Origin of the sequence: Pseudomonas sp. NDM (assembly GCF_003105095.1) — a bacterium.
In the GTDB taxonomy this organism is placed as follows: domain Bacteria; phylum Pseudomonadota; class Gammaproteobacteria; order Pseudomonadales; family Pseudomonadaceae; genus Aquipseudomonas; species Aquipseudomonas moraviensis_A.
Genome location: NZ_QETJ01000007.1, coordinates 77,890 through 99,141, shown reverse-complemented (window position 1 = coordinate 99,141; position 21,252 = coordinate 77,890). Strand labels below are relative to the sequence as shown.

The 21,252-nt window shown below is 61.4% G+C and carries 22 protein-coding genes; 7 read left to right on the top strand and 15 right to left on the bottom strand.

Annotated elements, in window-relative coordinates; all coding sequences use genetic code 11:
• Positions 1 to 232 precede the first annotated feature (232 nt).
• The gene (locus tag DCO47_RS03630; RefSeq protein ID WP_016774226.1) at positions 233 to 433 is read left to right on the top strand and encodes a hypothetical protein; all 201 of its coding nucleotides are present in this window, start codon (positions 233 to 235) and stop codon (positions 431 to 433) included.
• A gap of 34 nt (positions 434 to 467) precedes the next feature.
• Here DCO47_RS03630 and DCO47_RS03625 read toward each other — a convergent pair whose 3' ends face one another.
• A complete protein-coding gene (locus DCO47_RS03625) occupies positions 468 to 1,094 on the bottom strand; it encodes a helix-turn-helix domain-containing protein (protein WP_116657464.1) in 627 nt (208 codons plus the stop codon).
• A gap of 46 nt (positions 1,095 to 1,140) precedes the next feature.
• Between DCO47_RS03625 and DCO47_RS03620 the strand changes: the two genes are divergently transcribed.
• A complete protein-coding gene (locus DCO47_RS03620) occupies positions 1,141 to 1,836 on the top strand; it encodes a B3/4 domain-containing protein (protein WP_064361982.1) in 696 nt (231 codons plus the stop codon).
• Positions 1,837 to 2,000: 164 nt separating this feature from the next.
• On the opposite strand, the gene DCO47_RS03610 is transcribed toward DCO47_RS03620, so the two are convergent.
• Together DCO47_RS03610 and DCO47_RS03605 are read right to left on the bottom strand one after the other, a co-directional pair.
• On the bottom strand, positions 2,001 to 2,738 hold the full coding sequence (locus tag DCO47_RS03610) for an SDR family oxidoreductase (RefSeq protein ID WP_064361981.1): 738 nt from the start codon (positions 2,736 to 2,738) through the stop codon (positions 2,001 to 2,003).
• 127 nt (positions 2,739 to 2,865) lie between these two features.
• Complete coding sequence (locus DCO47_RS03605) at positions 2,866 to 3,747, bottom strand: AraC family transcriptional regulator (protein ID WP_116657468.1); 882 nt, start codon at positions 3,745 to 3,747, stop codon at positions 2,866 to 2,868.
• A gap of 258 nt (positions 3,748 to 4,005) precedes the next feature.
• Between DCO47_RS03605 and DCO47_RS03600 the strand changes: the two genes are divergently transcribed.
• Both DCO47_RS03600 and DCO47_RS03595 read left to right on the top strand, forming a co-directional pair.
• Entirely contained in the window at positions 4,006 to 4,770 is a 765-nt protein-coding gene (locus tag DCO47_RS03600; RefSeq protein ID WP_064361979.1) for an SDR family NAD(P)-dependent oxidoreductase, read from the top strand.
• Between the two features lie 174 nt (positions 4,771 to 4,944).
• The gene (locus DCO47_RS03595; RefSeq protein WP_065617036.1) at positions 4,945 to 5,862 is read left to right on the top strand and encodes an AraC family transcriptional regulator; all 918 of its coding nucleotides are present in this window, start codon (positions 4,945 to 4,947) and stop codon (positions 5,860 to 5,862) included.
• Positions 5,863 to 5,878: 16 nt separating this feature from the next.
• On the opposite strand, the gene DCO47_RS03590 is transcribed toward DCO47_RS03595, so the two are convergent.
• Entirely contained in the window at positions 5,879 to 6,808 is a 930-nt protein-coding gene (locus DCO47_RS03590; RefSeq protein WP_042609581.1) for a LysR family transcriptional regulator, read from the bottom strand.
• A 94-nt stretch (positions 6,809 to 6,902) separates the two neighbouring features.
• Entirely contained in the window at positions 6,903 to 7,613 is a 711-nt protein-coding gene (locus DCO47_RS03585; RefSeq protein WP_116657463.1) for an SDR family NAD(P)-dependent oxidoreductase, read from the bottom strand.
• Positions 7,614 to 7,975: 362 nt separating this feature from the next.
• Here DCO47_RS03585 and ycaC point away from each other — a divergent pair, with 362 nt between their 5' ends.
• The gene (gene ycaC, locus DCO47_RS03575; RefSeq protein ID WP_016774235.1) at positions 7,976 to 8,605 is read left to right on the top strand and encodes an isochorismate family cysteine hydrolase YcaC; all 630 of its coding nucleotides are present in this window, start codon (positions 7,976 to 7,978) and stop codon (positions 8,603 to 8,605) included.
• A gap of 212 nt (positions 8,606 to 8,817) precedes the next feature.
• Here ycaC and DCO47_RS03570 read toward each other — a convergent pair whose 3' ends face one another.
• The 3 genes from DCO47_RS03570 to DCO47_RS03560 all read right to left on the bottom strand — a co-directional run bounded on the left by DCO47_RS03570 (position 8,818) and on the right by DCO47_RS03560 (position 11,072).
• Positions 8,818 to 9,516 (bottom strand): tRNA (adenine(22)-N(1))-methyltransferase TrmK, encoded by a 699-nt coding sequence (locus DCO47_RS03570; protein WP_290128337.1) that lies wholly within the window; start codon positions 9,514 to 9,516, stop codon positions 8,818 to 8,820.
• 130 nt (positions 9,517 to 9,646) lie between these two features.
• Positions 9,647 to 10,696, bottom strand: a complete 1,050-nt coding sequence (locus DCO47_RS03565; protein WP_083354330.1) for an NAD(P)-dependent alcohol dehydrogenase — start codon at positions 10,694 to 10,696, stop codon at positions 9,647 to 9,649.
• A 148-nt stretch (positions 10,697 to 10,844) separates the two neighbouring features.
• Entirely contained in the window at positions 10,845 to 11,072 is a 228-nt protein-coding gene (locus DCO47_RS03560; protein WP_042609586.1) for a hypothetical protein, read from the bottom strand.
• Positions 11,073 to 11,237: 165 nt separating this feature from the next.
• Between DCO47_RS03560 and DCO47_RS03555 the strand changes: the two genes are divergently transcribed.
• On the top strand, positions 11,238 to 11,447 hold the full coding sequence (locus DCO47_RS03555) for a DUF2945 domain-containing protein (RefSeq protein WP_051600414.1): 210 nt from the start codon (positions 11,238 to 11,240) through the stop codon (positions 11,445 to 11,447).
• Here the strand turns inward: DCO47_RS03555 and DCO47_RS03550 are convergent.
• The 5 genes from DCO47_RS03550 to DCO47_RS03530 form a co-directional block, all read right to left on the bottom strand.
• Positions 11,444 to 12,697 (bottom strand): FAD-binding oxidoreductase, encoded by a 1,254-nt coding sequence (locus tag DCO47_RS03550; RefSeq protein WP_116657461.1) that lies wholly within the window; start codon positions 12,695 to 12,697, stop codon positions 11,444 to 11,446. The two genes, DCO47_RS03555 and DCO47_RS03550, sit on opposite strands and share 4 nt — an antisense overlap.
• The gene (locus tag DCO47_RS03545; protein ID WP_116657460.1) at positions 12,687 to 14,279 is read right to left on the bottom strand and encodes an aldehyde dehydrogenase (NADP(+)); all 1,593 of its coding nucleotides are present in this window, start codon (positions 14,277 to 14,279) and stop codon (positions 12,687 to 12,689) included. Before DCO47_RS03545 ends, DCO47_RS03550 begins: the two co-directional genes overlap by 11 nt.
• Positions 14,280 to 14,342: 63 nt before the next feature.
• Positions 14,343 to 15,290: a dihydrodipicolinate synthase family protein gene (locus tag DCO47_RS03540; RefSeq protein ID WP_116657459.1), complete on the bottom strand. Its 948-nt coding sequence runs from the start codon at positions 15,288 to 15,290 to the stop codon at positions 14,343 to 14,345.
• A 54-nt stretch (positions 15,291 to 15,344) separates the two neighbouring features.
• The gene (locus tag DCO47_RS03535) at positions 15,345 to 16,271 is read right to left on the bottom strand and encodes a 4-hydroxyproline epimerase (RefSeq protein WP_116657458.1); all 927 of its coding nucleotides are present in this window, start codon (positions 16,269 to 16,271) and stop codon (positions 15,345 to 15,347) included.
• Positions 16,272 to 16,293: 22 nt separating this feature from the next.
• Positions 16,294 to 17,919 carry an APC family permease gene (locus DCO47_RS03530; RefSeq protein WP_064361967.1) on the bottom strand — a complete coding sequence of 542 codons (1,626 nt, stop codon included), beginning with the start codon at positions 17,917 to 17,919 and terminating at the stop codon, positions 16,294 to 16,296.
• Positions 17,920 to 18,142: 223 nt separating this feature from the next.
• On the opposite strand from DCO47_RS03530, the gene DCO47_RS03525 reads away from it, so the two are divergent.
• Positions 18,143 to 18,913, top strand: coding sequence for an AraC family transcriptional regulator (locus tag DCO47_RS03525; protein WP_065617046.1), 771 nt, complete (start codon positions 18,143 to 18,145; stop codon positions 18,911 to 18,913).
• Here DCO47_RS03525 and DCO47_RS03520 read toward each other — a convergent pair.
• Together DCO47_RS03520 and DCO47_RS03515 are read right to left on the bottom strand one after the other, a co-directional pair.
• Complete coding sequence (locus DCO47_RS03520) at positions 18,910 to 19,506, bottom strand: LysE family translocator (RefSeq protein WP_116657457.1); 597 nt, start codon at positions 19,504 to 19,506, stop codon at positions 18,910 to 18,912. The two genes, DCO47_RS03525 and DCO47_RS03520, sit on opposite strands and share 4 nt — an antisense overlap.
• A gap of 54 nt (positions 19,507 to 19,560) precedes the next feature.
• Positions 19,561 to 20,397, bottom strand: a complete 837-nt coding sequence (locus DCO47_RS03515; RefSeq protein WP_042609595.1) for an AraC family transcriptional regulator — start codon at positions 20,395 to 20,397, stop codon at positions 19,561 to 19,563.
• Between the last annotated feature and the right edge of the window lie 855 nt (positions 20,398 to 21,252).

Here is a 21,252-nt window from a genome sequence, read left to right as displayed (position 1 = left end):
CTGGGTAACCTGCTGTCGCAGCGGATTCCCAACTACCGCAACCTGATGAACAGCTACTCGGCGCTGACGCAGCAGAAGTGAGTCATCGCTAACTAAAAAGCCTGCTTTGAAAGCAGGCTTTTTGCGTTTATGACCGCCAGGCCAGCCACCGTTCGTCCATTGTCGGGCACTTGTCATGCGCTGGCATTTCACACGTTCAGGTACCTATCGCTGAATCACATCGGAGACCGACATGGACATTGACGAAAACGCACCGGGCAACCAGTCGCAACAAGCCGTAACGCGCACCACCGACAACGAAACGGGGCACGATCCCAAGCGGGAAAATCCCGAGGTGCCCTTGCCACCGGACGATGAAGCGCCGGTTGAGGAAGACATGTCGGATGTGGATGCGGCAAACTCGGTTTCGACCGAGCATCCGCCCTCACGCTGATCGAGCGATTTGATCGATGCCTCCCACTCTGGAATTAGAGTGAGAGGCTCTCCCGCGCACCCAGATGCAGTTCAGTCACCGACATGGTAAAGACCAGTTTCGACCGGCCATGGTTGGCATATCCATGCGCCACATCCGTACGCGCTACCGCCGAACACCCAGGCCCGACAATCAGTTCGGCATCGCCAACCGTCAAATGCAACGTGCCTTTCTCGACGTGAAACAACTCGGTGGTGCCGTTCGGGTGACCGGCTGAAGCAAACGACTCACCGGGAAACAACTCCCAGCGCCACAACTCGAGCATGTTCGGGCCGCTGGTGCCGGCCAGCAGTCGTGCCGAACCGCCCAGCTCGCCGCTCCACAGCGTAGGGATGTCCTGACTGGCGATCAGGTGCGCCGCCGGGGTCGCGGCGACATTGACGAAGTCCGCCACGGACAAGCCCAGCGCCGCGGCGATCTTGCATAAGGTCGCGATGCTCGGGTTGGCCGAGCCTTTCTCGATCTCGACCACCATGCCTTTGCTCACGCCCGAGCGTCGGGACAGTTCGTCGAGCGTGATGCTCTGCTGTTTGCGTGCCTGTTTGAGCGTGCGGGAAACCGCTGCGCTGACGGTCTGGACGTCGGCGCCGGCCTCGGTCGGTATATTGACTTTCGTGGTCATTGATAGCTAGCATCGTTGGAAATTCGGGTTTGAGGGGGATTCTGGGATGCTGTCTGTCGTGCCGTCAATCGATCCGGGTGTGGCGCAACTGGCGCCGGGCTTCAGAGCGCTGAGTATTGTCGTGCAAGCCGCACCGATTCTTGACGCTGAGGTGGCAGGTGTTGCGCTGGCCAGAGCCTGCCAGGCCGTCGCCGCGGGTGGCCCGCAGTGGGCGCCTGCGCATTTGCAGGCCTGGGCCGACGTGTTCCGCCAGTTCGGCGCCAAGCCGCAGCGTACGCCTTGCTCGGCCGAAGCACTGCGCAAACGCGTATTGCGCGACGGCAACTTGCCGAGCATCGATCCGGTGGTCGACCTGTACAACGCCATCAGCCTCGAATATGCGATTCCAGTAGGCGGCGAAAATGCTCAAGCCTACGTCGGCTCACCGCGCCTGGTCGTGGCCGATGGCAGCGAACCATTCGATACGATGAAGGAAGGCCAGCCCGCGCATGAGTTCCCGGACGCTGGGGAAGTGGTCTGGCGCGATGACCAGGGCGTGACCTGCCGGCGCTGGAACTGGCGCCAGGGTGTGCGAACCCGCCTTGACGCCCAGGCCCAGCACATGTGGTTCATCCTCGAAAGCCTGCCGGCCATGCCGCTGGAAGCGCTGACCGAGGCCGGCGACAGGCTGATCGAAGGTTTGCAGCAAATGATGCCCGGCGCCGAGATCGAAAGCATGTTGATCGGGCCGGGGGCGCGGTAGGTTCGATAATGTCACTGAATCTTCAGGCTGGCAGAGTTCCCTTGTAGGAGTGAGCCTGCTCGCGATCGCGTTAGGCCAGTCAACATCTTCATTGACTGGCGTGACGCGATCGCGAGCAGGCTCACTCCTACAGTTGATTGGGTTTTTTCAGGAGGAATGTAGCCTCAGTAAGGGCTCGCCGTTGGGCGCACGATCAGTTCGCTGACGTCGACATCTGCCGGTTGTTCTACGGCGTAGGCAATCGCGCGGGCGATGGCTTCGGCGGGGATGGCGATCTTGCGGAAGGACTTCATCTCGGCGCGGCCGCCTTCGTCGGAGATGCTGTCGGCCAGTTCCGATTCGGTCACGCCCGGTGCAATGACGGTGACGCGAATATCGCCACCGACTTCCTGGCGCAAGCCTTCGGAGATCGCCCGTACCGCGTATTTGGTCGCGCAGTACACCGCCGCGGTAGGGCTGACCGCGTAGGCGCCGATCGAGGCAATGTTGATGATCTGCCCGGCGCGCTGGCGCTGCATCAACGGCAGGCTGGCGGCGATGCCGTGGAGCACGCCACGGATGTTGACGTCGATCATGCGGTTCCACTCATCGACCTTCAGCGCGTCCAGCCGCGACAACGGCATGACCCCGGCATTGTTGACCAGCACATCGACGCGGCCGTAATGCTCCACGGCGAAATCGACGAAGCGCTGCACATCCTGCTGATCGGTGACGTCCAGCGCGCGGTACTGCGCGTGGCCACCGGTGCCGTTGATTTCCTCGGCGATCAGCGCCAGACGCTCGGTGCGCCGCGCGCCCAATACCACTTTGGCGCCACGGCTGGCGAGCAGGCGTGCGGTGGCTTCGCCGATGCCGCTGCTGGCGCCGGTAATCACGATCACTTTGTCTTGAATGTTCAGCATGATGTCTTCCTCTTCGCGGTGCCCGGGAGTGGGCTTGGAAGAAGGTTAAGCGCGGCGGCTCACAGGCTATTAACCGATTCCTCCACGGGATTTGCCCAATTCTGCTGCATCGCTTTTCGACAGGTTTTCAGGCCCCGCGTGGCGCATCGCGGTAGGCACTCGGGGTGACCCCGACTTCACGGCGGAACACCTGGGAAAAATGGCTGGGGCTGGAATAGCCAACCTCCAGGCCGATGTCGATCACGCTGCGCGCGGTCTCCAGTAACAGATGACGCGCGCGGCTCATGCGCAGGCGGATGAAGTATTGCGAGGGCGACAAGCCGGTGGCGCGCTTGAAGGTGCGGCTGAAGTGGTAGTCGCTCAGCTCGGCGATGGCCGCCAGATGACCGAGGCTGAAATCTTCCGCCAGATTCGCATTCATCGCTTCAAGCACCCGGCGCAGTTTGTAGGCGGGCAGGGCGTTGTCGCGACGCGGGTTGCTGTTCGGGTCGAGATAACGACGCAGCAGATGGATCGCCAATGCCTGGGCCAGGCTGTGCACCAGCAGTGCGCTGGGCTGGCGTTGCTCGGTCAGTTCGATGCGCAGTTGTTCAAGGATGAAGCTGACCTGCTCGTCACGCGCACCCGACACGTCGATGAACGTCACTGTACCGGCCTGTTCGCCGAACGCTTCCCGCGCCGCTTGTTCGATCAAACCCAGGCCGAGATAAAGGTGCATCACTTCGAAGGCCTCACAGCCTTCGGTCTGCCAGCGCATTTCGTAGGGTTCGCGGGTGTTGGTCAGGAAGAAATCGCCGGCCGTGACCTGGCTCGCCTGCCATTCTCCGCCCAACGAACGTTCCTCGACCCGCGCGGTGCCGGCCAATACCAGCACCAGCAGCGGTTCGGCCACGCATGGCACGCGAATCGGTTCGAGCAGGGTTTGATGGCGGAACAGTTGCACCACTGCATCCTTGATCTGCGGTCGCGGCGTGGTGGTTTCCGCAACACCGGGCAAATGCTCTGGCATGGCCTCGGCGGCGATGCGCGCGGGCTGGCTGATTGTCGGTGTAGCGGGGCTGGCAGAGGGCACAGGACGCTCCATGAAAAGCTTCGGCTGCGGATGATTTCGAAGGTTAGGGCGGGCGAACGAGAAACTCCAGCGCAAAACTCCGACAGTCCCGGCAATCGCCCGAAAGCCCGGCGGCGGACAGTGCGCGACAGTGAGGCCGTGTTAACGACCGCGCCATCAGGCGCAACACCGATTCGCTATCGAGGAGTTAAAACCATGACTGATTTCAATCACACCCTGCCACAAGAAGTCGCCGGTAAAGTTGCCCTGGTCACGGGTGCAGCCAGTGGCATCGGCAAGGCGATTGCGCTGATGCTGCACGCTCGCGGCGCCAAGGTAATTGCCGAAGATCTCAACCCGGCTGTTGAAGAGCTGGCTCGTCCCGATCTGCTGCCGCTGGTGGCGGACATCACCGAGGACGGCGCCGCCGAACGCGCAGTAGGCCTTGCCGTCGAGAAGTTCGGTCGCCTGGATATTCTGGTCAACAACGCCGGGATCATCATCAACAAAGCGGTGATCGACATGAGTCGCGACGATTGGGAAAAAATCCAGGCAGTGAATGCCACGGCGGCCTTCCTGCACTGCCGCGAAGCGGTCAAGGCGATGATCCCGAACAAGTCCGGTGCAATCGTCAATATCGCTTCCTATGCCTCGTACTTCGCGTTCCCGACCATTGCCGCCTACACCGCCTCCAAAGGTGCGCTGGCGCAACTGACCCGCACGCTAGCCCTGGAAGTCATCGAGCACGGGATACGCGTCAATGCCATCGGTGTCGGCGATGTGGTGACCAATATTCTCAATGATGTAGTCGAGGACGGCCCGGGATTCCTTGCGCAACACGGTGAAGCGGCACCGATCGGTCGGGCGGCGCAGCCGGAAGAGATCGCCGAAATCGTCACCTTTCTCGCTTCCGAGCGCGCCAGTTTCATGGTCGGCTCGGTGGTCATGGCCGATGGCGGCATGACGGTAACCGCAGGCTGATAGCGGGGCGGCAAGCCATGGGCACGTGCGATCACCTGCCCATGGCTTTACCAGAATCTGACCGACGCAGAATCAGGCAAATCTGCAGCATCTTTGATCTAGTCGTCGCTGGGTAAAACTGGCTAATCTTGCTCCGCAGTTGACCCACCTTCGTCTGCTTTCGAGGCCCTTTGCATGGATAACCGCGACGCTTCCATCCTCCACGACACGGCGGTGTATCGCGCCGAACTGGTGCGCTTGCTGACTCAACGCTTCGACGCGCCGGGCACCTTTGAAACGGCGATTGCGCCGCTGCACGTGATCCGTCTCGATGGGCCGTCCGAGCTGATCCATGTCGTGCACCGCCCGGCGCTGTGCCTGATCGTGCAGGGGCGCAAGGAAGTCGGGCTGGGCGACGAACGTTTCCTGTATGACCCGCTGAATTATCTGGTGGTGTCGGTGACGTTGCCGGTATCGGGCCGGGTGATCGAAGCCTCGCCCGAGGCACCGTATTTTTGCGTCCGCCTGGATTTCGACCCTGCACAACTGACGCAACTGATTGCCGAATCGCCGCCGACCGGGGTGCCGCAGGAAGCCGGGCGCGGCATGTTTCTCGACAAGATCGACGTGACCCTGCTCGACACCATGCTGCGTCTGGTGCGCCTGCTGGATAACCCGCGCGACATCGGCATGCTCGCGCCAATGGCGTTGCGTGAGCTGTATTACCGCCTGCTGCGCGGCCAGCACGGTCATCTGCTGTACGAAATCGCGGTCAGCGATTCGCAGACCCACCGGGTCACCCGAGCCATCGACTGGCTGAACAGGAATTTCACCGAGCCGCTGCGCATCGACGCGCTGGCGCAGGTGGCCAACCTGAGCAATTCGGCGCTGCACCATCGCTTCAAAGCCGTCACCGCGATGAGCCCGCTGCAGTATCAAAAACAGCTGCGCCTGCAAGAGGCGCGTCGGCTGATCATCAACGAAGGGCTGGACGTCTCGAGCGCCTGCTACCGCGTCGGCTACGAAAGTGCCTCGCAGTTCAGCCGCGAATACAACCGCCAGTTCGGCTGCCCGCCATCGAAAGAACTCAGCCGCCTGCGCCAGACCGGTTGACGGCCTGACGCCCTGTTTAACGCGCGGGTTCCGCCCACTCGTCACGAAACCCCAGGAGAAAATCCACAAACGCCCGTACCCGTTGTGGCACATAGCGGCCGTGCGGGTAGAGCAGGGTATACGGCCGCGAACGGCCGGTGTACGGCTGCAGCACTTCAATCAGGCGGCCATCCGCCAGTTCCTGTTCGACGATGAAGCGGTACGTCTGAAACAGTCCGGCGCCGTGCTTGGCCAGCGTCACACCGCCGAGCACATCGTCGGAGCAGGAGTAGCCGCCGTCGGAAATCACTTCCCGGTCCCGGCCGTTTTCCTGAAACAGCCAGGAAATCCGCCGGCCACTGCTGGGCAGTTCGAACTGGATGCACTCATGCTCGATCAGATCGTCGAGGGTTTGCGGCGTGCCGGCTCTCTGCAGATATTCAGGGGAGGCGACCACCACCAGGCTGGCGTCTTCCAGCAGGCGAGCGATCAGGGTCGAGTCCGGTTGCGCGCGCACGCGTATCGCCAGGTCGTAGCCTTCCTCGACGAAGTCGATATTGCGATTGCCCAAGTGCACGTCCACCGTAACCTCGGGGTACAACGCCCGAAACTTCGGCAGCAGCGGCAGGATGCGGTGATGCCCGTAAGTGGTTGGCAGGCTGATGCGCAGTCGCCCCGACGGCGAAGTCTGCGCGCCCATGACTTCCTGCTGCGCTTCGACCAGTTGCGTCAGGGCCTGGCTGCATTGTTCGAAGAAGCTGCGGCCGGCGTCGGTGAGGCGGATGCTGCGCGTGGTGCGTGCGAACAGGCGTGAACCCAAGCGTTGCTCCAGACGCAGAATCGACCGGCTGACAGCCGCAGGCGTGACCCCGGCCAGTTGCGCGGCGGCGGTGAAGCTGCCGGCTTCGGCAGCCAGGCAGAACAGTTCGATACTGCCTAATTGCAAGTCTTCAAAATGGCGTTTCATTGTGGCTCGCACCGAAGATCGACGGACGTTCATCCTCTGTGTACCACAACCCACGACGCCGCCGGTATCCACCGGCGGCGTTGCAGCGTTTCGATCAATGGCCGGCGCTCTGGCCACCGTCGACGTGCAGGATTTCGCCAGTGACGAACTTCGCGCTGTCGAGGTAGAGGATCGCTTGCACGATGTCGTCGATTTCACCCATGTGGCCGACCGGGTGCAGGCTGCCCAGCGCCTGATGGGTTTCCTCGGCGTGCATCGGCGTCTTGATGATGCCCGGCGACACCGCGTTGACCCGAATGCCGCGCTTGGCGTACTCGATAGCCAGGGATTTGGTCGCCGCGTTGATGCCGCCCTTGGTCAGCGATGCCAATACCGAAGGCACGCCATCAACCGCATGATCGACCAGACTGGTGGTCACGCTGACGACGTGGCCGCTGCCGTGCTTTTCCATCTCGCCGATGGCCAGCTGCGAGATATGAAAGAAGCCACTCATGTTGGTCGCCACGACCTGGGCGTAGTCCGCCTGGCTGTAAGCGGTGAACGGCTTGGCCAGAAAGATCCCGGCATTGTTGACCAGTGTATCGACGCGACCGAACCGGGCCACTGCGGCGCGAATCACTCGCTCAGCGGTTTGTGGATCGGCGATGTCACCGGCGACGGCCAGAATATCCGGGTCGCGCGATTCTTTGATCGAACGCGAGGTCGCGACCACTTGATGGCCAAGGGCGCGAAAGCCTTCGACCAGACCTGCGCCAATGCCTTGCGAGGCGCCGGTGATGACAACTACTTTTTTCGATGTGCTCATGATGGTTTCCTCTGTCGCTTGCCCGTCAGGATGGCGGGTGGCTGTTGGAGACGACTTTAGAAAGTTGCGAGGAGTTGATAAATGGGGGCGCGGGTACTTCATTTGTACTTCGGTGTATCTAATCAGGGTGCGTTTGTAGGAGTGAGCCTGCTCGCGATGGCGTCATTTCAATCGATAGCAATGTTGGCTGACATGACGCTATTGCGAGCAGGCTCACTCCTACAGGGGGCATCTTTCGATTGTCCTGTTCAGGTGGACGGTGAAACGCTTTTCAGCCGATTTATCCCTTTGCTGTGCGTCAGTAATCTGTATCCAACTTGAACGCAACAACAAAACTTCAAACTTGAAAAGGGACGCACACCATGACCACTCCAACCTACAACCGCCTGAACAAAGACGACGCTATCGTGCTGCTGGTTGACCACCAGACCGGTCTGATCTCGCTGGTGCAGGACTTCTCGCCGAACGAGTTCAAGAACAACGTGCTGGCGCTGGCGGATCTGGCGAAGTTCTTCGACCTGCCAACGATCCTCACCACCAGCTTCGAACAAGGCCCGAACGGCCCGCTGGTACCGGAACTGAAAGAGATGTTCCCGGATGCGCCGTACATCGCTCGCCCTGGTCAGATCAATGCCTGGGACAACGAAGACTTCGTCAAGGCGATCAAAGCCACCGGGCGCAAGCAGATCATCATTGCCGGTGTGGTCACGGATGTATGCGTAGCGTTCCCGACCCTGTCGGCGCTGGCGGAAGGTTTTGATGTGTTTGTGGTGACTGATGCGTCCGGCACCTTCAACACCACCGTGCAGCAAGCCGCGTGGAGCCGCATGACTCAAGCCGGCGCACAGATGATGAACTGGTTCTCGGTGGCCTGTGAGCTGCACCGCGACTGGCGCAACGACATTGAAGGTCTGGGTAACCTGCTGTCGCAGCGGATTCCCAACTACCGCAACCTGATGAACAGCTACTCGGCGCTGACGCAGCAGAAGTGAGTCATCGCTAACTAAAAAGCCTGCTTGGAAAGCAGGCTTTTTTGCGTTCGCGAAATGAAACGTGGTCACTGTAGGTGTGAGCCTGCTCGCGATTGCATCCACACATTCAACATCTTCATTGACTGGTGTACCGCTATCGCGAGCAGGCTCACTCCTACAGGAAAACACCTTCAACTGTGGGAGCGAGCCTGCTCGCGAAGGCGGCGGCACAGTCACCCGAGCAGTTCGCTGATCCACTGCACCTCTTGCTTCAACGCGCGGATTTTGTCCTGCGGCAACACCTGTTGCGCTCTCGTAAACTGCCCCAACGTCTTCTGCCGCTGATTCAGCCTGCGTCGCCACTTTTGCACAAAGGCAGAGCTTTGCGTCTGCAGATGCAGCGGTCCGAAAAACAATTCCCGGGCATCGTAAGTCACCGGCTCAGAGGCTCGTTCGGCAACGATGATTTCGTAGTCGAAGCGGTTCTCGTGCAGCACCTCTTCACAGATGATCCGGTAGCCGTTGTCCATCAGCCACCGGCGCAACGCCTGCTCGCCGCCGTTGGGCTGCAGGATCAGCCGTTCGTTGCCATTAAGGTGGGATTTGCCGCCATCGAAAATATCGCGAATGGTTTCGCCGCCCATACCACATAGGGTGATGGCGCTGATCGCATCGTCAGCTCTGATCGCCGCCAGGCCATCGGCCAGGCGCACGCTGACCTGGCCGTGCAGGTCGTTGTCATTGACGGTGCGCTGCGCCGCGTGGAACGGCGTCAAAGCGACCTCGCCAGCCACCGCCGTTGCAATCAGGCCTCGACACATCAGGGCTACCGGCAGATAAGCGTGGTCGGAGCCGATATCGGCCAGCCGTGCACCGAGCGGCACGTGGGCGGCGACGCGTTCAAGGCGCATGGACAATGTCTGTTGGTTCAACGGCGACCCCTGTTCACCCGACGGTGGAAAAAGGGGTGCGACTCTGGCGAGCAACGCTGGCGCTGTCAAATCGCGCCGATGGAATTCCCCGAGCCATCGGCAGCACAGCGCTGCCGATGGCGGCTTGCGCTTAGCCGGCGAGGGTTGCGTTGTCGATGACGAAGCGATATTTCACATCGCCCTTGAGCATGCGCTCGTAGGACTCGTTGATCTGGTCGGCGCGGATCAGTTCGATGTCGGAAACGATGCCGTGCTCGGCGCAGAAATCCAGCATTTCCTGGGTTTCAGGAATGCCGCCGATCATCGAACCGGCGATGGTGCGGCGCTTCATGATCAGGTTGAACACATTGGGCGATGGGTGCGGCGAGGCGGGCGCACCGACCAGGGTCAAGGCGCCGTCGCGCTTGAGCAGGACGAGGAAGGCGTCGAGATCGTGCGGCGCGGCGACGGTATTAAGGATCATGTCGAAGCTCTTGGCGTGTGCCGCCATTTCCTCGCCATTGCGCGACACCACCACTTCGTCCGCGCCCAGCGCCTTGGCCGCTTCGCGCTTGGATTCGGAAGTGGTGAACGCGACAACATGGGCGCCCATGGCGTGAGCCAGTTTGATGCCCATGTGACCAAGGCCACCGATGCCGACCACGCCGACTTTCTTGCCGGGGCCGGCGTTCCACTGACGCAGCGGCGAGTACGTGGTGATGCCGGCGCAGAGTAGCGGCGCGACGGCGGCCAGTTGCGCCTCGGGATGACGGATGCGCAATACATAGCGCTCGTGCACGACGATGTTCTGCGAGTAACCGCCGAGGGTCCAGCCCGGTGCGTCCGGGGTCGGAAAGTTGTAGGTGCCGATCATGCCGTCGCAGTAGTTTTCCAGACCGGACTCGCAGTCAGCGCAGTGTTTGCAGCTGTCGACAATGCAACCGACACCGACCAGATCGCCGACCTTGTAGTCTTTGACGTGATCGCCAACCGCCGAGACGCGGCCGACGATTTCGTGGCCGGGCACGCAGGGGAATTGCGTGCCAGCCCATTCCGCGCGCACTTGGTGCAGGTCGGAATGGCAGATGCCGCAGAAGGCGATATCGATCTGCACGTCATGCGCCGCCGGCGCGCGGCGGTTGATCTGCATGGGCTCAAGGGGTTGGTCGCCAGCGTGGGCGCCGTAGGCTTGTACAAGCATGAAAGCATCCTCCATGGTTGGTTCGGACGCCCATTGTTGCGTCCGGGTCCGAACGCGAAGTAGTGCATTTCTGTGAAATGCTTGCCTGATTCTGCCGTTGACAGCAGGACCGAAAGGCAGCCGTATGGCGACGGCTGCCGTTCAGGGCTCAACGCGGATTGGGCTGATCGTCCATCTCGGCGTTATCGGTTTCCTGACGTACGCGTTCGGGATCCAGCCCGGCATCGTCATCATCCAGCGGGATTTCGCCTTCGTTGTCGGGCAGTTCGTCGATGCCACGCTCTTTCATCGGATCGACCTCGGTACGCCCCGGACTCAGCGGATCCGGTGTAGTTGGGAGCGGATCGTCACCTTGCTTGCCTTGATCATTATTCATCTCACACCTCGCAATGGCCGTTTTGTACGGCGTGTGCAGGTTGGAGGTGCGGGCGATTTTCACCGTTCGATTTTTTTGCCTGCCGGTGGTCGCCTCGCAAAAAAGCGGAATTTCTCCGACGCTTGCGGCTCCATACACCAACAAGCCAGAGGTGAGGAGGCAATGATGAGCAGCTCATTCAAGGTCGGTGACGCGGTGCGCTGGAATTCCGAGGCCGGCGAGATTCACGGCAAAGTGGTCAAGGTGCACACCCGTGACACCGAGTTCATGGGCCGCCACCGGCCAGCCTCGAAAGACGCGCCGCAATACGAGGTCAAGAGCGACAAGACCGGCCACCTCGCCATGCATCACGGCGACGCGCTGAAGCACGCTTAAAAACGTTCCAGTCGGTAGGCGTCGGCATTCGGCAACTCGCCGGCCGCGCCTGAGACCATCTGCCCGATCATCTCCGCCGTCACCGCCGCCTGCGTCAGTCCCAGATGCTGATGACCGAAGGCAAGCAGGACCTTGCCGGCGCAAACCTGATCGATCACTGGCAGCGAATCCGGCAGCGACGGGCGAAAGCCCATCCACGGTGTTGCGCCATCAGCGTTCAGGTCATGGCGAAACAGACCTTGGCTCAAGCGCTGCAACTGCCAGGCGCGCGCCATGTTGGCTGGTCGCTCCAGTCCGGCGAACTCGACCGTGCCGGCCAGACGCAGGCCTTCGCTCATCGGCGTCATGATGAACTTGCGTTCCAGCGAGGTGACAGGGAAGGGCAGGCGATCATGCTCGTTAGGCAGCATCAGGTGATAGCCGCGTTCAGTGTCCAACGGTACCTGCTTGCCGGTCAGAGCGGCGGTGAGTTTCGTCGAATGCGCACCGCAGGCCAGTAACACGCGGCTGGCCGTCACACCGCCGTTGCCGGTCATCAACAAGACACCGTTTTCCTGCACGTAGCCGCCCTGAACCTGCTGTTTGAGAAAACTCACGCCGCTGCTGCGAGCCGCCTCGACCAGTGCACACACCACGCGGTACGGGTCGAGGAAATGCCCGGTGCGCGGGAAAAACAGTCCGCCCTGAATTTGCTCGCTGAGCTGCGGCGCCGTCTCGCGGATCGCCCCGGCGTGCCAGTAATCCACCGGCACTTGCTGCTGCTTCAGGCGTGCCTGCAACGCCTCGATGGCCTGTCCGGATTCAGGTTTTTCAAAGACCAGTAAGGACCCGTCAATTTTCAGCAGATCCGTGCGCTGGATATCTCCGAGCAAGCGCTGCCACGCGTCGAGGCTGCTTTCGTTGAGCGCCCGCAAACCTGCGACGGTTTGCTGGAACGGTTCGGGTCGCAGGTTCAGCAACAATCGGGTAAACCACGGCAGGGCGCGCGGCAGGTACTTCCAGTCCAGACGCAGCGGCCCCATCGGGTCCATCAACATGGCCGGCAAGCGCTTGAGGATCGACACGTCAGCGATCGGAAACACCTGTTCGGTGGCCAGATGCCCGGCGTTGCCGAACGAAGCGCCATGGCCCGGTTCCTGCTGATCGATGACAACCACGCGCAGGCCCTGGCGCGCCAGACGCACTGCGCAAGCGACGCCGATGATCCCCGCGCCGACCACGGCGATGTCGTGCGAAGGATTATTCGCCATGGCGTGTCGTTTCCCGTTGACCATCGAGCAGCCGCCGCAGGTGCAGCGGATTGGTCTGTTGCAGTTCCGTCGGCAGCAGGCTGTCGGGGAAATCCTGATAGCACACCGGCCGCAGGAAACGCAGGATCGCTGCGGTGCCCACCGAGGTGCTGCGCGCATCCGAGGTCGCCGGGTAAGGCCCGCCATGCACCATCGCCTCGCAGACTTCCACGCCGGTCGGCCAGCCATTGACCAGCAGGCGCCCGGCCTTGCGCTCGAGGGTTGGCAGCAACGCGCGCGCCAGTGCAAGGTCGGCGTCGTCCACGTGCAGGGTCGCGGTCAGTTGGCCTTCGAGGTGTGCGCAGACCTCACGGATTTCTTCGTCGCTGCTGCATTGCACGATCAGCGATGCAGCGCCGAACACCTCATCCTGCAAACGTTGATCGGCAAGAAAATCCGCCGCCTCGGTGCTGAACACCTGTGCCTGACATTGATTCGGGCCGTTGCCGATCTCTCCAGCCGCCACGGCGCGTGCACGGGGATTGTCTCGCAACGCCGTCACGCCTGCTTGGTAAGCGCTGAAGATGCCGGGCGTCAGCATGGTTTGCACCGGACTGCTTGCGATCAGCTTCGCAACGGCGCCGAGAAACCTGTCGAGCGCCGGACCTTTGCGGGCAATCAGCAACCCTGGGTTGGTGCAGAACTGCCCGGCGCCCAGCGTCAGCGACGCGACAAACCCTTCGGCCAGCGCCTGCGTGCGATTTTCCAGCGCAGCAGGAAACAGCAATACCGGGTTGATCGAGCTCATTTCCGCATACACCGGAATCGGCTCCGGCCGCGCCTGCGCGGCTTTCATCAAGGCCAGACCGCCATTGCGTGAACCGGTGAAACCAGCGGCTTTGATGCGCCAGTCGCTGACCAGTGCAATACCCACTTCATAGCCCGAATCGAACAACAACGAAAACACGCCTTCGGGCAAATTGCAGGCCTTGACCGCTTGCGCCACCGCGCGGCCGACCAGTTCGCTGGTGCCGGGATGCGCACTGTGCGCTTTGACGATCACCGGGCAACCGGCCGCCAGTGCCGCAGCGGTATCGCCGCCGGCGACGGAAAATGCCAGCGGGAAGTTGCTCGCACCAAACACCGCGACCGGCCCCAGCGCGATCTGCCGCTGGCGCAGGTCCGAACGCGGCAGCGGTTGGCGTTGCGGTTGCGCAGTGTCGACGCGTACGTCCAGCCGTTCACCGGCGCGCACTGTGCGGGCGAACAGGCGCAATTGCGAGCAGGTGCGGCCGCGTTCGCCCTGGAGGCGTGCACGGGGCAAACCGGTTTCGGCGTGGGTACGTTCGATCAGTTCATCGCCGAGTTTTTCGATGTGCTCGGCAATGCATTCGAGAAATGCTGCCCGGTCACGCAGGCTGGTTTCGCGAAAGGCGTCTTGAGCTTCCCAGGCCAGGGCGCAGGCCTGTTCCACCTGCTCGGCCGACGCACCGGCGTACTCAGGTTCAAGTGCCTGGTTGGTCGCCGGATCGATCCCGCGAAAGGCTGGACGATTGCCCGCCACGGACTGTTGGCCGATCAGCATGTTGCCCGTCAGAGTCATGGTGTCTTCCTGTGAAATGAGCGAGGCCTGCCGCGAGTCGTGTCGATCCGCGGCAGGTGGCGGTCAGGCGAAGTTCTGCTCGGCGGACCAGTTTTCATACCAGTGACGGAACAGCGAATACTGCTTCTCGGCATAGCGGCGTTGCGAGTCGCTCAGCACATCGGTTTCGTTGAAGTGCAGGGTGTATTCCTTGTCGCCGTTGAGCACCATCAGGTGTTTGTAATACAGCACCAGATCACAGCCTTCGTCGAATGACGACAGCACCGCCAGCGCCGATTCCAGCTCCCGCGCCTGACGCCGGGCCTTGGCATCGCCCTGCGCCGCCTGCTTGCTCAGCGCGACCAGTTGCAGCACTTCGCGAGGAAGGGCGTTGCCGATACCGGTGATGGCGCCGGTAGCGTTGCAGTTGACGAAACCGTGCACCACTTGCGTGTCGACACCGACCATCAGCGTCACGTCGTCATCCTTGGAGGTGATGTTCTCGGCCGCGTAGCGCAGGTCCGCGCCCCCACCAAATTCCTTGAAGCCGATCAGGTTCGGGTATTCACGGCGCAGTTCGAAAAACAGATCGGCGCGGGTGGCGAAGCCGTAGTAAGGGCTGTTGTAGATCACCGCCGGCAAGTTCGGCGCGGCTTGCAGGATCGCGGCGAAGTGGGCCTTTTGCGCGGTGGCTGAAGCGCCACGTGACAGCACGCGCGGAATGACCATCAAGCCTTGCGCGCCGACTTTCGCCGCATGCGCTGCGTGGGAAACCGCTTCACGGGTATTCACCGCACCAGTGCCGACGATGGTCGGCACCCCGGCGGCGACCAGGCGCGCCACACCTTCCTGACGCTCGGCTTCAGTCAGCAGCGGCCAGTCGCCCATCGAGCCGCAATAGACCACGGCGCTCATGCCGATATCAATCAGCTCGCGTCCCTTGCTCACCAGCGCATCGAAGTCCGGTTTGCGCTGGGCGGTGCACGGGGTCATCAGGGCCGGCATGCAACCGGTGAAGATGTTGTCGCTCATGGTTCAACTCCTTGGCATTTCGTTTTATTCGAGGGAAAAAATCGGCGTGGCGGCTCAGATGCCCCACGCGAACGGGTCGGTTTCGTCGATCAGCAAGGTGCTGTCGGCGGTCATGTAGGCGCGGCCGGTGATGAACGGGCGAATGCGTTCACCTTCCCATTCGAAGCGGCCTTCGAACTGGCTGCCGGTGATGCTCGCCTGGATCCACGGTGCGCCCGGTTGCAGCTTGTCGTCGGCTGCCAGGCAGGCAAGTTTGGCGCTGGTGCCGGTGCCACACGGTGAGCGGTCGTAGGCTTTGCCGGGGCACATGACGAAGTTGCGGCTGTCGGCCTGATCGTCATCGGCGAACAATTCGATGTGGTCGATGACCGCGCCGTCTTCGCCAGAGATGCCTTGGTCTTCCAGCGCCTTGAGCATCGCCCAGGTGTACGCCGTCAGGTGTTCGACGTTGTCCATGGTCAGGGTCTGGCCATGCTCGGAAACCAGAAAAAACCAGTTGCCGCCATAGGCGATATCACCGAGCACGCGACCAAAACCGGGCACGTCCACCGGCACCTGCTTGCGGTACCGGTAAGCGGGTACGTTGCCGAGGGTGACCGAGCCATCGTCGTGCAGCGTCGCGCTGACTTGCCCCACCGGCGTATCGATCTTGTGCACGCCCGGCCGGATTTTCCCCAGATGCTGCAACGAATTGATCAGGCCAATGGTGCCGTGGCCGCACATGCCCAGATATCCGGCATTGTTGAAGAAAATCACCCCGCAGGTAGCGTCCGCCGACACCGGCGGGCAATACAGCGCGCCGACCAGCACATCGTTGCCACGCGGCTCAAGCAGACAGGCGCGGCGCCACTGGTCATGCTGGTTGCGCAAGGCATCGCGTTTCTCGGCCATGCTGTTGCCGGACAGCTCGGGGAAGCCGCTCATCACCAGGCGCGTCGGTTCGCCGCCGGTGTGGGAGTCAATGACGTGTACTCGTTTCATGAAGAGATCCCGTTGGATGATTTCAGTAGGCGCCGGCAGGGCGGGCGTTGACGGTGGGCGAGGGTGCAGGGCTTTCGCTTTCCTCGTCCTCGTCGTCCAGACGCAGCAGATGCGCCGGCACACCGGTCGCCGCGCCCCAGTAGTAAATGCCCGTGGCGCAAGCGGCGACGACGATCGTGTCGAATGGGTGAGCGAGGATGCCCAGGCCGCCGAAGGTGCCGAGTTTCGACAGCACGATGGTCACCGCGTAGAACGCGATCAGCCACGCCGATGAACGCACCTGACGCGTCAGACTCAGGTGCGCCGTCGGCACGAAACGGCCGCAGAGCAGGTAGATGACAAACATCAGGATTTGCAGGCCGAGCAGCCACGACACGGTGTTCCAGCCCGACCAGTAGACGATCAGCGCGGCGATGATGAACGACACCGGCCCGAGCAGGCCCATGCTCTTGACCCGGAACGGGCGCGGCATGTCCGGCGCATTGCGACGTAGTGCAGCGACCGACACGGGCGCTACCGCATAACTCAATACCAGCGCCGCGGAGACCACGTTGATCAGCGCTTCCCACGATGGAAACGGCAGGGTCCAGAACACCGACAGGGCGAAGGTCAGCCACAGCGCCGGACGCGGAATGCCGGACTTTTCGTCGATGTGGGTGAAGACCTTGAAGAAGGTACCGGTTTGCGCCCAGCCGTAGATCACTCGCGGAGTGGCGTTCATGTAGATGTTGCCGCAGCCGCTCGGCGAGATCACCGCATCGGCGACCACCAGCCAGGCCAGCCAGCCAACACCGAGCGCCAGGGCGATGTCGCGATAAGGCAGGGCGAACTCCTTGCTGATGCCGGCCCAGCCGTTGGCGAGCATTTCCGTGGGAATGCTGCCGAGAAAGGCCATTTGCAGCAGCACGTAGATCAGGGTCGACAGCAGCACCGAGAGAATCAGTGCGATGGGAATGGTGCGCTGTGGATTCTTCACTTCGCTGGCCACGGAAATGATCGGCGTCAGGCCCAGGTAGGCAAAGATGATCCCGCCAGCGGAGACGGCCATTTCCACGCCAGACAGTCCGAATGGGGCGAATCCCTGAACCTGGAAATTCTCCGGTCTGAAGAAGGTGAACAGCACGCCGATCACCAGCAGCGGCACGATGAACTTGAACACGCTGACCAGATTGTTGGCCTTGGCGAAGGTCTTCACGCTGCGGTAGTTGAGCAGGAAAAACACGCAGAGCAGGCCGAACTGCACCAGCCAGCCGAGGATTGTCGGATCGCCGCTGCCAGCCTTGGTCAGGCCGGGAAACCACGCCGCCGCGTATTGGCGCGATGCAACCACTTCAATCGCCACCAAGCTGGAAAACGCAATCAGCGTGATGAAGCCCATCAGATAGCCGAGCAGCGGGCCGTGGGAGTAAACCGGGTAGCGCACCACCCCGCCGGCACGGGGCAATGCGGCGCCGAGTTCGCAGTAGACGATGCCCAGCAGCAACACGGCGAAACCGCCCAGCAACCAGGAGAAGATCCCCGCCGGACCGGCAATCGCCGAGACATGGCTGGCGGCGAACAACCAGCCGGAACCGAAGATTGCTCCGAGTCCGATAAAGGTGAGGTCGATCAATGAAAGCTGTTTTTTGAACTTGCCTTGGCCTGACATGGCATCGCCTTCTTGTGAGTTATTGGATAGGCAGTTGTGTCACGGGGGACGACCAGACTTTGCACCGGTCGACGGCGGCGGCGATTGATGTTTTATGCAGGGAACGGTGACGAATTCAGCACAATGGCGCCGATGAATGCGCGGCCTCGACAGGGCTGCGACGTTGCTGCAATCTGCTCGCGAACGGCTTTTCTGGCGGTTCATTTCGAGGAGGAAGTCTTTGATGCAGTCTGCGTTTTCGATCCTGTGCCAGAGCACTGACGGCTTGCGTCCGCAGACGCTGGAAGAGATGGTCGCGGCTGCCGCGCAGCTGTTGCCGATACTCGATGTGATCCCCAATGCGGCGATCTTCATCAAGGACCTGCAAGCGCGCTATGTGCTGGCCAATCGCACGCTGGTGCAGCGTTGTGGCTTGAAGGACCTGCGCCCGTTGCTCGGCAAGACCAGTGCGCAGGTGTTCCCGGCGCAGTTGGGCCCGGGGTACACCGAGCAGGATCGCAAGGTGCTGGAGGAAGGTTTCGTGCTGGAGGATCAGCTCGAACTGCACCTGTACGGCAGTCGCGAACCAGGCTGGTGCCTGACCCACAAACGACCCATCTACGATCGTGAAGGGCTGATCATCGGCCTGGTGGGGATCTCGGTGGATTTGCAGTCAGCCAGCGAAACCCACCCGGCGTTCGAGCGCTTGGCGGCTGTAGACGAATACATCCGTGGCAACTTCAATCGGCGGGTGACGCTGGCTGAACTGACGCGGATCGCCGGGATTTCCGTGGCGCAACTGGAGCGCTACTGCAAGCGGGTTTTTCACCTGACGCCACGGCAGATGATTCAGAAAGTCCGCCTGGAACACGCGCATCGCTTGTTGCACAGCGACTTGCCGATCACTGAGGTTGCGCTGCAATGCGGTTATACCGATCACAGCGCTTTTACCCGCCAGTTCAAGGCCTCGACCGGGTTTACCCCACGCGAATTCCGGCAGGCGACCGGGCATTAGACCAACACCGCCAGCCAGGCCGAGAGCAGCAGGAGAAAGGCCAGTGCCGCGTTCATCCGCTTGAATGCATGCGGTGAACCGAGCAGCCGTGCGCTGCCGACGCCGAGCAACGCCCAGAGAGTCATGCACGGCAACGACACCAGCAGAAACGCCAGTGACAACACCAGCAGGCGCAACGTCTTGTCGCCGCCGCCTACAAATACGCTGACCACGGCCACCGCCATCATCCACACCTTGGGATTGACCAGTTGCAGCAGCGCCGCGCCGAATACGCTCAAGCCTTGTTCTTGTGGCGCATTCGGGTCCAGCGACGGCGGCGGACTGCGAAAGATCTGCCACGCCAGCCAGCTCAACCAGAGCACACCCGCCCAGGCCATCGCTTGCTGCACACGGGGAAAGCGCAACAGGGTTTCGCCAGCGCCCAGCCCGACCACCAGGACGATCAACGCCGCCGCCCCACAGGCGCCAAAAATGATCGGCAACGTCGCGATCAGCCCACGTCGAGAGCTGTGGCTCAACACCAGAATATTGGTCGGCCCCGGCGTGATCGAGGCGACGAAAGCAAACAGCAGAAAGGGCAGTAAAGAAGCCATGGTGCAGATTCCTGAAAGTCGAAACAGGACACCATGATCGTCAGGGGCGGAGCATCAGTCTGGAAGATTTGAGCAGCGTTTGCGGTAGTCCGCCGGGGTCAGTTGATAGGCGCGGCGGAACCAGCGCCCCAAGTGACTCTGGTCGGCAAAACCGAGCACGCTGGCGACCTGCGCCGGGGTCTCACCGCGTGCAAGCAATTGCCGCGCCTTGGCCAGTCGCAACTGGATCAGGTAAGCGTGGGGGGCTAGGCCGAAAGCGGCCTTGAATGCGCGGGTCAGGCGAAAACGGTCTACGCCACAGGCTTGCGCAAGATCATCGAGGCCGATGTCTTCATAGGTGTGGGCATGCAGATAGTCCCGCGCGACCTGTGCAACCAGTGGCAGGCGCGGATCGAAGGCCTGACGCTTGCGCCAGTCGAGGTGGCGGGTGAGGGACGCCAGCAGGCCATCGATGGCGGTCTGGCGGACGATGCGCAGGTCACCGTCGTGCAATGCGTGGAAGGCTTGTCCGATCGCAGTCGATAGGCGCGGGTCGTGGCTCAAGGTGTCGGCAAAGCCTGGCTGACTGTCGGCGGGCGCCTCTTCGAACAGCGCGTGCAGTTCGCGCTCCAGCCAGCACGGATCGAGGTACAGCATCGAGTAGGTAAAGCCATCGTCGGTCGGTGCGTGGCCATCGTGGATTTCACCCGGTTCGAGCAGGAACACATGCCCCGGCGTGCTGCGATGACGCACACGGCGACAATTGAATTGCTGCACGCCTTGCTCGGTGACCCCGACGAGAAAGCTGTCATGCCAGTGCGGATCGTAGGCATGCCCACGGAAATGCGCACGAATCGACTCGATCCCGGTATCGACATCCTGGGACAGGGAGATCCAGTTGCGTTTGTCCATGGGAGTACTCCAGGGGCGGTTGAGCAGGGGCGTTTTTACAATACCGCGCGGGGGAGGAGAAGGTTTAGAAGATTTGTGCAAGTGAGGAGGGGGTTCGGTTCAGACAGGGTGTCTTGAATCGGGCGTTACCAGAAAATGCAGGCGAAAAAAAAACCGCCTTCGCGGGGCGGTTTTTTTGTAGGCCTCGGTTTGCGATCGAAGCCATGTGCTTCACCAGCCACCCTAACCAGGATTGCAATGGTATGGAGTTTTACCGTTCCTTGCAACGGTTGAACAGACGTTAGAAACAAGCGCGTCTTCAGCCCTGCTAAGAAATTCGTATGTTTATGTTTGTTGAAGTTAACTGGCAGAAATAACATTTAACAAAGGCGTACCGATGTTTGATGAATAACGGTGTGAGTGGCGTTTTTGTCTTGGGGTTTTCAGGTTAACATGGCCGCGCTCAACTGATAGAGCGGCTGAGAGGTTTGACCGGGGGCGCAAAAGGTTTTACGCCCTTCGACGCGGATTCGCACCCGTGCCGGAATGATGTCTCGAAGGGACTTCAACCGGCCGCCTCATCCGCCACCCTAACCAGTCGGCTGAAGGCACGCATGGTCCGGTAAGTTTGCTGGAGGTTTGGCCGCCAGCCTGGAGGCCAAAACGTATGAAGCTTTTGCTGCGTACGCTGAGCCTTGTATGGAGATTGTTGAAAGCCTTGCGCTTTTACGAGTTCCTGCGAGACCACTTTGACGACCTGAAATAAGGGTCGTCTGAGTGGGGAAAGACCCGTTTCGGTTTTGATCGATTCGGGTCTTTTTTTGCTTGCGTAAAGCTGTCAGAAATACGATTTGTCAGTCTTGCGCTATCGACGTT

Bases quoted from the DNA above. Each gene is read 5' to 3' on its own strand.
- DCO47_RS03630 (WP_016774226.1), top strand. From the start codon at position 233: ATGGACATTGACGAAAACGCACCGGGCAACCAGTCGCAACAAGCCGTA.
- DCO47_RS03625 (WP_116657464.1), bottom strand. From the start codon at position 1,094: ATGACCACGAAAGTCAATATACCGACCGAGGCCGGCGCCGACGTCCAG.
- DCO47_RS03620 (WP_064361982.1), top strand. From the start codon at position 1,141: ATGCTGTCTGTCGTGCCGTCAATCGATCCGGGTGTGGCGCAACTGGCG.
- DCO47_RS03610 (WP_064361981.1), bottom strand. From the start codon at position 2,738: ATGCTGAACATTCAAGACAAAGTGATCGTGATTACCGGCGCCAGCAGC.
- DCO47_RS03605 (WP_116657468.1), bottom strand. From the start codon at position 3,747: ATGCCAGAGCATTTGCCCGGTGTTGCGGAAACCACCACGCCGCGACCG.
- DCO47_RS03600 (WP_064361979.1), top strand. From the start codon at position 4,006: ATGACTGATTTCAATCACACCCTGCCACAAGAAGTCGCCGGTAAAGTT.
- DCO47_RS03595 (WP_065617036.1), top strand. From the start codon at position 4,945: ATGGATAACCGCGACGCTTCCATCCTCCACGACACGGCGGTGTATCGC.
- DCO47_RS03590 (WP_042609581.1), bottom strand. From the start codon at position 6,808: ATGAAACGCCATTTTGAAGACTTGCAATTAGGCAGTATCGAACTGTTC.
- DCO47_RS03585 (WP_116657463.1), bottom strand. From the start codon at position 7,613: ATGAGCACATCGAAAAAAGTAGTTGTCATCACCGGCGCCTCGCAAGGC.
- ycaC (WP_016774235.1), top strand. From the start codon at position 7,976: ATGACCACTCCAACCTACAACCGCCTGAACAAAGACGACGCTATCGTG.
- DCO47_RS03565 (WP_083354330.1), bottom strand. From the start codon at position 10,696: ATGCTTGTACAAGCCTACGGCGCCCACGCTGGCGACCAACCCCTTGAG.
- DCO47_RS03560 (WP_042609586.1), bottom strand. From the start codon at position 11,072: ATGAATAATGATCAAGGCAAGCAAGGTGACGATCCGCTCCCAACTACA.
- DCO47_RS03555 (WP_051600414.1), top strand. From the start codon at position 11,238: ATGAGCAGCTCATTCAAGGTCGGTGACGCGGTGCGCTGGAATTCCGAG.
- DCO47_RS03550 (WP_116657461.1), bottom strand. From the start codon at position 12,697: ATGGCGAATAATCCTTCGCACGACATCGCCGTGGTCGGCGCGGGGATC.
- DCO47_RS03545 (WP_116657460.1), bottom strand. From the start codon at position 14,279: ATGACTCTGACGGGCAACATGCTGATCGGCCAACAGTCCGTGGCGGGC.
- DCO47_RS03540 (WP_116657459.1), bottom strand. From the start codon at position 15,290: ATGAGCGACAACATCTTCACCGGTTGCATGCCGGCCCTGATGACCCCG.
- DCO47_RS03535 (WP_116657458.1), bottom strand. From the start codon at position 16,271: ATGAAACGAGTACACGTCATTGACTCCCACACCGGCGGCGAACCGACG.
- DCO47_RS03530 (WP_064361967.1), bottom strand. From the start codon at position 17,919: ATGTCAGGCCAAGGCAAGTTCAAAAAACAGCTTTCATTGATCGACCTC.
- DCO47_RS03525 (WP_065617046.1), top strand. From the start codon at position 18,143: ATGCAGTCTGCGTTTTCGATCCTGTGCCAGAGCACTGACGGCTTGCGT.
- DCO47_RS03520 (WP_116657457.1), bottom strand. From the start codon at position 19,506: ATGGCTTCTTTACTGCCCTTTCTGCTGTTTGCTTTCGTCGCCTCGATC.
- DCO47_RS03515 (WP_042609595.1), bottom strand. From the start codon at position 20,397: ATGGACAAACGCAACTGGATCTCCCTGTCCCAGGATGTCGATACCGGG.